Source organism: Streptomyces sp. MK37H (genome assembly GCF_018035285.1).
GTDB lineage: Bacteria > Actinomycetota > Actinomycetes > Streptomycetales > Streptomycetaceae > Streptomyces > Streptomyces endocoffeicus.
The window spans coordinates 1-1861 of record NZ_JAAAYH010000781.1 but is presented as its reverse complement, the minus strand read 5'-3'; the positions used below and the strand labels follow the sequence as shown (position 1 = coordinate 1861).

General features: G+C 73.3%; 2 protein-coding genes. Both read left to right on the top strand.

Features of this window, described 5'->3' with window-relative positions; genetic code table 11:
• A partial coding sequence (locus GWI24_RS43845) for a GAF domain-containing sensor histidine kinase (RefSeq protein ID WP_210951584.1) occupies window positions 1-1144 on the top strand: 1144 nt, incomplete at its 5' end.
• 100 nt (window positions 1145-1244) lie between these two features.
• Window positions 1245-1861, top strand: a 617-nt coding sequence (locus GWI24_RS43840) for a polyprenyl synthetase family protein (RefSeq protein ID WP_210951583.1), incomplete at its 3' end; no start/stop codon positions are given.

The window sequence follows — 1861 nt, the reverse complement described above, 5'->3', positions numbered from 1 at the left end:
CGTACGGCGGACCCTGGACTCCCTGTCCGCGGGCGCCGTGGCCCGTACCGGCGCCGCGAGCTGCACGGTCTATCTGCTGGAGCCCGGCCCGTCGGCGAATCTGCGCCTGGTCGGCGGCGGCCACGGCCACACCCCGCCGTCGCGCAAACCGGCGCTGGAGGCGATCGGCGGGGCCGCGCCCGTCATCCACGGTGGCGGCCGTACCGGCGCGGACGGCGAGGGCCCGGCGCGGGGCGCGGTGGCCGCCTGGCCGCTGCTGCGCGAATCCACCGCGATCGGCGCGATGTGCTGTCACTTCCCGCCCGGCCGCGACCCAGGCGAAGCGGACATCACCCTCCTCGAGGTGATCGCGGGGCATGCCTCCTGCGCGGTGGAGAACGACCGGCAGCGGGCGGCCACCCAGGAGAAGGCCGTCCATGAGGAGCGGCATCGCATCTCGCGGGAGCTCCACGACTCGGTCTCACAGGCGCTCTACGGGATCGCACTGGGCGCCCGTACCGCCCGCGAGATGCTGGAACGCGACATCGACAGCGCGGAGCCGGTGGAAGGCCGGACCGGGACGGCGAGCCATGCGGAAGCGCCGGGCCGGGTCGATCCGGTGGCGGGGCACGAGACCGCCGGGCAGGTCGTGGACCTCGCAGAACTGGCCGAACTCGCCGAGCCCATCGAGTACATACGGCGGCTCGCGGACGCCGCGATCGCCGAGACCCGGACCCTGCTGTGCCGGCTGCGGCCCGAATCGCTGGAGACCGAGGGCCTGGTGGCCGCGCTCACCCAGCATGTCGAGGCGCTCCGGGCCCGGTACGGGATCGCCACCGAGGCGAAGCTGGACGCCGAACCGAAGACCACACCGGAGGCCAAGCACGCCCTGTACCGGATCGCCCAGGAGTCGCTGCACAACGTCGCCAAACATTCGCAGGCCCGGAACGTACGGCTCCATCTGCTCAACGAACCGGGCGCCATCACCTTGACGGTCGCCGACGACGGTGTGGGCTTCGACTGCAAGGGCTCCTTCCCCGGCCATCTCGGGCTGCTCTCCATGCGGGAGCGGGCCCGCGAGGTGGGCGGCACGCTGAACGTGGACAGCCGCCCCGGGCAGGGAAGTCGCATCCGGGCCAGGATCCCGGCCGCGCCGGACTCCTGATCAGTCGCCCCGAGACCCCCGCTGACGTCCCGTCCTGAAACCACTCACCGACGACACGCCCTCAAGCCCGCCACTGACGACATATGAGACATTTCTGTCCATGCAGCCGACCGTGCGGGACCACGCGCTGGCGGACGGCCTCCGGGCCGGCCAAGCGGCGGTGGAAGAGGGCCTGTTGCGGGCCACCAAGAGCGATGTGCCGTTCATCACCGAGGCCGCGCGGGAGCTGACGCGCACGGCCGGGCGACGGCTCCGGCCGCTGCTGGTGCTGCTGGCGGCGCGGTTCGGCGACCCCGGCTCCCCGGGCGTGGTGCCCGCCGCCGTGGTCGTCGAACTGACCCATCTGGCCATCCACTACCACGACGACGTCCGGGACGAGGCGGCCGTACGGCGCGACGCCCCGCGCCCGGACGCCAACTGGGACAACACGGTGGCGGTGCTCACCGGCGACTTCCTCTTCGCCCGCGCCTCGCACATCCTGGCCGACCTGGGGCCGGAGGCCGTACGTATCCAGGCCCAGGCGTTCCGGCGGCAGGTCACCGGCCAGATCCTGGAGACGACCGGACCGCGCGACGGCCGCGATCCCGTCGAGCACCATCTGGACGTGCTGGCGAGCCGGACCGGCTCGCTGACCGCCGTCTCCGGACGGCTGGGCGCGCTGGCCTCGAGGGCGGACCCGAGCGTCGCGGAGGCCCTCGCGCGGTACGGCGAACGGCT